Below are 6,311 nucleotides of genomic sequence, written 5' to 3'. Positions count from 1 at the left end.
GGCGGCGCCAACACTCTTACTATTACCGGAACACTGACGGACAACACCGGCTCAAGCACCAACATCGGCGCTAACAACGACACGACGGACACGGCCAGCGTCGGTCTACTCTCGAACGCCGGGGCGGTAACTGTCGGCACCGGCGCTACTCTGACCATCGACACAGCCGGGTCCGATCCGAACTCCGGTACGATCGCTCTGAAAGGATCGACCCTCGATCTGAAGGCCGCCACCGCGCTAACCGGCAAAGGCACCGTCAACTTGACTAAGGGCGTGATCGCCGGCATTGGTTCCGGCGTGACCCTGACCAGTTCGAACACGATCGAAGGTTCCGGCGCGATCGAGAATCTCGGCATCACCAACAATGGGATCATGTCCGCGATTCAGGCGGGAACGCTCTCCATCTTGCCGACCGCCGCGGGTCTCAAAAACAACGGAGCTCTTGAAGTGGGTTCGGGCGCGACCATGAAGATCGGTACCTCGGCCGGCGGCGCACTGACGAATTTCGCAGGCGATACTCTGACCGGCGGCACTTACAACGTCAGTGGCACGCTTGAATTCGGAGCAAGCGGCACTACAATCGCCAACAACGCCGCCAATATTACTCTGAACGGTACGGGCGTCATCAGCGATTTCGGCGGTAACAACATACTTGCCGGTTTCAACAACAACACCTCGACCGGGGTGTTCAAACTGGCGTCCGCGGCGGTGCTAACGACTAGCGCGGGGAACTTCACGAATGCCGGCTTATTCACGGTCTCCGCCGGTACGACGTTCACTATCGGCGGCAGCTCGTTCAACTTTACTCAAACCGGAGGGTCGGCGACCATCGATGGTACCCTGACTTCCACCACGCTGGGTACTCTGGCACTGAACGGAGGTTCTCTCGACGGCGTGGGCACGCTTGGTTATAACGTGGTGGACTCCAGTATCTTGACTCCAGGCGATTCGGCGACCGTAACCGGGAAACTCACGGTGGCCGATACTTACGCGCAGAGCTCCAGTGGGACCTTGGATATCGAGATCAATGGCGCAACGGCGGGCACTAACTACGATGTTCTCCGAGTAGCTAAAGCGGCAACGCTGGGAGGCATCCTGGACATTACGTTGGGGAGCGGGTTTACTCCCACAATTGGCGAAACATTCACGATTCTCACGGCCGGATCTTTAAGTGACACATTCGCCGATGTGAATGGGTTAGCAATCAATAGCAGCGAACACTTCACGATCACTTATAACGGGCACAGCGTCGTTTTAACTGTAGTCAGCGGAGCGCTTCCCGCGCTGAGCCCCACTTTGACCCAGCTGGCACGGCACACGCCAGGGCTTGGCGGCCGCTTTGGGTTGGATGCGTACAGTTCGCAGCACGCGCAAACTCCGTCAGTTACTCCGGCGCTCGGCATTTCGCTGGGCGGGCCGGCTTCGTTCCAGCATCCAGGCACGGGTCTTCGAGGATTCCGGCCGATGGACGAATCAGGCGCGATCCCAGTCCTTACTTCGAGTGCCGCCGGCCCAACGAGTAATAACGGCTCCCTCGGATTCGATCCGGCCCCGGCTGCGGCCCTAAGCAGCTTAAGCCAGACGAACCATATGCGCTTCGAATGCGGCGTCGATCTGAAAGCGCTGCTCAACACGCGGCCGAAACGACTGTTGCGGGCACTCTGGGCGGCTCCGGATTCGCCCGAGGCACTGGCGATTGGTTACATGAGTTATAACGGTAGCCACTAACTTAGGCATGGCGCCCGGGAATCATGGCAAGCGGCTCAACTAACAGAGAATGCGCCTCAAAAAGCGCTAGCGGGCTTGCGAATACATCAGAATCAGCGAGCGTTGCGCAAACGGAGCATAGAGCAGAGCGGCGCACATTCCGATGGCGAGACCCAGATCAATGTGATGGATCAGCAGAAACGGTGAGAGAGCCCAGAGCAAATCCAAAGGCAGCAAGACCGGAAAGAGCTTACTGAACTTCGCGGGAAGTTGTTGCAGATCGAACGCCACTGCCGAGCATAGGAACAGGCGGACCGGGATCAACCCGGCAGCGGTGGACACCAACGCCGAGAAAGTCGCGAAGGCGAAGGGAAGCTTTGCTTCGTCGAGGATATCGCGGATCTCGGGAAGGTTCGCGAGCGAACCCACATAGAAAGCCAGGTACATTACTTGTTCAAGCAGTAGAAGAGTCCGCACCAGGCGCCTCGGCGCGCTTGGCAATTCATGGGGTGCGGCTAGTAGTTGGCTCGATGGAGATTTCGTCACTTCTCGAGGGTCGGCCACACTCAAGGCTTCGGGGCGGGCACTTCCGGGGTGATCAGCCGCCATCACCACCGGCGCGATGAATCGATAACCCTTACCGGAAACCGTCTCGATATAGCGCGGCTCGGAAGCCGAGTCGGAGAGCGCTTGCCGAATCTTATTTACCGCCGTATTGAGGCCGTGGTCGAAATCGACAAACGTGCCGCTGCCCCACAACCGGTTCCGAATGTCTTCACGGGTCACCAATTCGGAAGGCTTTTCCAGGAGCGCCATCAGCACCTGAAACGGCTGCGCATGCAGTTTGATCCGGATCCCGTTTTTGCGGAGCTCCCCGCCGGCCTCGTTTACTTCGAACGCTCCGAAGCGGAATATGCGGCAGGCAGTCTCGGCTGACATGCTCGTTCCATGGTAGCGTCCGATTGGCGGGAGGCGAAAGATGACGTCCACTAAACCCATTCGCCTCATCTACTTAGACGATGAGGTTCGGATGAGGCTTATTTCGACCTCTAATCGATTGCGGCGAACCGTGAGGTCCGAGATGATTTCAGCGTGAGAACGGAAGTTCGAATGACGCTCGTGTTCCTACTGCTGGGGGCGCCATGTGCGGCCGTCCATCTGAGTCCGGCGGCGAGGGCGGCTTTTGACGAGTACATCGCCGGCGTGGAGAAGCGTCTGGTCCGACAGCATTCATCGCCCGAGACATTTATCGCGGCGCTCGACCGGGACCAAACCAATGCGGACGCGACGGAGCGGGATCTGAGATCAGGAACGGTAGGGACGCAGGCCATCAACGGAGGGTCGTGGCCGGTGAGCGGCGGCCTGATGCATCATTGGAGGGCCGCAGCGTTCGTTCACGGCGCTACCCGCGACGACATGCTGGCTTTACTGGATGACTACAACCATCTCTCCAGCTATTACCGGCCTGATGTCGTCTCATCCCGGGTAATAGGCAAGGAGGGCGCGGTAGTCACGCTCGCCATGCGTCTTAAGAAGCAAGTCGCGGTTACTGTCGTGTTCGATGCGGAATACCGGGTTCAAGCCGGTTTGATCGCGACAAACCGGGGCTATGGCGGCGGCTACGGCTACTCGAGAAGCGCACACATATGGCAGGTCGACGCGCCCGACACTCCGCATGAACACCGCCGGCGCGAGGGCGATGACGACGGGTTCCTATGGCGCATGAACGCTTACTGGAGCTTTCTGCAGGTACGCGACGGGTTAATCATCGAGTGCGAGGCCATCTCTCTTACGCGGGACGTCCCACCCGGCCTCGGTTGGTTGGTCACCCCGATTCTTAAGGGGTTCCCTCGAACGTCGCTCGAATCGACTCTGATTGCGACTCGGAACGCGCTGTCATCAAGGGCTCATCGCGCCCATGAGAAGGAGCAGCGATGACACCGGCAAGGCTTACAGATCCTCCAACCTCGAGAAAGACTCCTTGGCCTTCTCCAACCCATTCCCCCACTCAGGAACTTCCTTCAACTCCAGCATCAGCGGATACTGATCCGGCCGCTCGCGGAGTAATTCCATGGTGCGCTGCCAGTCGATCGTCCCGCCTTCGGCGACTAACGGGAAGAGATGTAAGTCTTTCTTGCCGTCGTTGTCATGCAAATGCAGCGACGCGATACGATCCTTCATCAGCTCGAACTCATGCTCCACGCCCGCGCCTAGATTGGCGTGCCCGGTATCGAACACGAAGGATAACTGTAAGTGCGTGATACTTAAGAAGCGCACCAGTGCCTCGGCCGACGACAGCTCGTTCGGGATGTTTTCCAGCAGGATTTCCACGCCGCGCTGCCTGGCGAAAATCGATAACTCTTCGAGCGAGTTAAACGCCGCTTCTACCTTGTGATCGCTATACTCTTCGCCGCTAACTCCGATATGTTGGACCAGATACTTGAACGGAATACTCTCGGCTATTTCAATCGCCCGCTTGATCTCGTCGACCGATTTGATCCGGTTCGCCTTCACGCGCTCGCAGATATTCAGGTGCGTATCCGGCCCGCTACGGCCCCACATCGTATCGGTATGCATGGGCGCGTGCAGCGAACGCAGCGTCATGTCGGCTTCCCGGAACCAATGGGCTAAATCCCGGATCTGAGACTTATCCAGATAGTCCAGGTGCTGTCGCGTGCAGAAGATTTCTATAGTGGAAAATCCGCCTTGCTGGATCTTATTCAACAGCGAGGTTGTCAGGCGCTGGTTCGCGAATAGGTGCGTCGAAAGTACGCGTTTCAAATGGTTAGAATCCTTTAGCTGTGCCTTCGGTGCGGCCGTCGGGAGCGCCTTCGAGCCATCCGTTCCTGACCAGAACCACCGCCATTTCGCCAATCCGCCGCTTCAACTGAACCTCGTAGCCATAGCTTTCCAGCAGTCGAATCGTATCCGGGGAGAACGACATTTCGGCCTGCAGCCGGTCGGGCATCCACTGCTCGTGGATGCGCGGCTGGTCCACCGCTTCCTGCGCATTCATTCCGAAGTCGATGATGTTCAGCGCCACCTGCAACACCGAATTTATAATAGTCGGACCGCCCGGCGTTCCCAACACCGCTTCCAGCTTTCCATCGCGCACGAGCATGGTCGGACTCATGGACGATAGCGGAGTCTTATGCGGCGCAATCGAGTTGGCTTCGCCTTGCACTAACCCGAACCCGTTCGGTTCACCGGGCTTGGGCGCGAAGTCATCCATCTCATCATTCATCAGAAACCCTAACTTCGCCGGGGTCACTCCGGAGCCGAAACTATCGTTCAATGTGTAAGTCACCGCGGCGGCATTACCGGCCGCGTCCACTATCGAATAGTGCGTTGTATGCGAACCTTCCACTAACTCGATCTTGCCCGGTCGAATCTCGCTGCTCGGTGTGGCTTTCTCCGGCTGGATCGACGCCCGGAGCGTTTCCAGATAGTGCGGGTCGAGTAACTCCGTTACCGGCACCTTATTGAACTCCGGGTCGCCCATATACTGGCTCCGATCAGCGAAGAAGCGCCGCATGGCTTCCGCCAGGTAGTGGAGTTCGCGCGCGGAACCGGCGCCCGTTCGCGTATAGTCGGTTCCGTCCAGGATTCCCATCATCTCGAGGATTCCGATCCCGCCCGAACTCGGCGGAGGCGCAGTTACGACCGTGTGCCCATGATAGAACCCGGTAAGCGGCCGCCGTTCGATCACCTTGTAGTCGGCGAGGTCCTGCTCGGTGATTAAGCCGCCATGCTCTTGCATATCCGCCGCCAGCAGGTGAGCCGTCTGCCCATGGTAGAAATCGTCCGCGCCGCGATCCCGTATACGCTCCAAAGTCGCCGCCAGTTCCGGCTGCGTCAGCACGTCGCCGGCTTCCAGCATCGCGCCGCCTTTTAAGAAAATGCGCTTCGATTCCGGGAACTCGGCGAGCTTCTCGGCAATGTTGTCGAGCGTGAACATGTTGGCCAGTCCCCACGAAACCGGAAACCCGTTCTTCGCGAGATCGACCGCCGGCTGCACCAGTTCATTCCAGGGCTTCTTGCCGAACTTCGCATGCGCGTAAGCCATCCCCGCGACGGTCCCGGGAATTCCCGAGGCGCGGTACCCGATCTGGCTATCTTTCGTCGCATTCCGGTCCGCATCCAGATACATGTCATGCGAAGCCGCTCCAGGTGCGCGTTCGCGGAAATCGATGAACGTCGTGCGCCCGTCCGCCATGCGCAGCAGCATGAATCCGCCGCCGCCTAAATTGCCCGCCGAGGGGTGCGTCACCGCCAGCGCAAACGCAACCGCGACCGCCGCATCGACCGCGTTCCCACCGTTCTGCAGCACGGCGGCGCCCACATCCGTCGCGTGCTGCTCCACCGTCACGACCATCGCGTGGCGCGCGCGGACCGGCTCTCGCGCTTCAACTGACACGCAGCCAAGAACCGCAATGAGCAGCGAAGTGGAGGCGCTTTTAATCGTAGAAGTTCTTCTCCCACGCATGCCGATGAAGTAAGGCGAGGGTCTGCTCCGGCAGCGGTCCCAGCATGGGTGCGCGCACATTCTGCTGCACGCTATTCAGCGATCGCATTCCCGGGATCACTGTGGAAACGGCTGGCTC

At 59.1% G+C, this 6,311-nt stretch carries 5 protein-coding genes; 2 read left to right on the top strand and 3 right to left on the bottom strand.

What is annotated here, in order from left to right:
- The coding region (locus H1Y01_RS05000; protein ID WP_180539172.1) for a beta strand repeat-containing protein at positions 1-1,728 on the top strand (1,728 nt) is incomplete at its 5' end.
- Between the two features lie 66 nt (positions 1,729-1,794).
- Here the strand turns inward: H1Y01_RS05000 and H1Y01_RS04995 are convergent.
- Entirely contained in the window at positions 1,795-2,646 is an 852-nt protein-coding gene (locus H1Y01_RS04995; RefSeq protein WP_180539171.1) for a winged helix-turn-helix domain-containing protein, read from the bottom strand.
- A 153-nt stretch (positions 2,647-2,799) separates the two neighbouring features.
- On the opposite strand from H1Y01_RS04995, the gene H1Y01_RS04990 reads away from it, so the two are divergent.
- Positions 2,800-3,645 (top strand): hypothetical protein, encoded by an 846-nt coding sequence (locus H1Y01_RS04990; protein ID WP_219341275.1) that lies wholly within the window; start codon positions 2,800-2,802, stop codon positions 3,643-3,645.
- A 12-nt stretch (positions 3,646-3,657) separates the two neighbouring features.
- On the opposite strand, the gene H1Y01_RS04985 is transcribed toward H1Y01_RS04990, so the two are convergent.
- Together H1Y01_RS04985 and ggt are read right to left on the bottom strand one after the other, a co-directional pair.
- Positions 3,658-4,488 (bottom strand): sugar phosphate isomerase/epimerase family protein, encoded by an 831-nt coding sequence (locus H1Y01_RS04985; RefSeq protein WP_180539169.1) that lies wholly within the window; start codon positions 4,486-4,488, stop codon positions 3,658-3,660.
- 4 nt (positions 4,489-4,492) lie between these two features.
- Positions 4,493-6,124 (bottom strand): gamma-glutamyltransferase, encoded by a 1,632-nt coding sequence (gene ggt, locus H1Y01_RS04980; protein WP_219341274.1) that lies wholly within the window; start codon positions 6,122-6,124, stop codon positions 4,493-4,495.
- Positions 6,125-6,311 lie beyond the last annotated feature (187 nt).

Source organism: Nevskia soli, from assembly GCF_903970205.1.
GTDB lineage: Bacteria > Acidobacteriota > Terriglobia > Bryobacterales > Bryobacteraceae > Bog-113.
Note: the sequence above shows the minus strand (reverse complement) of the source record. Positions and strands in the feature narration are given on the sequence as shown.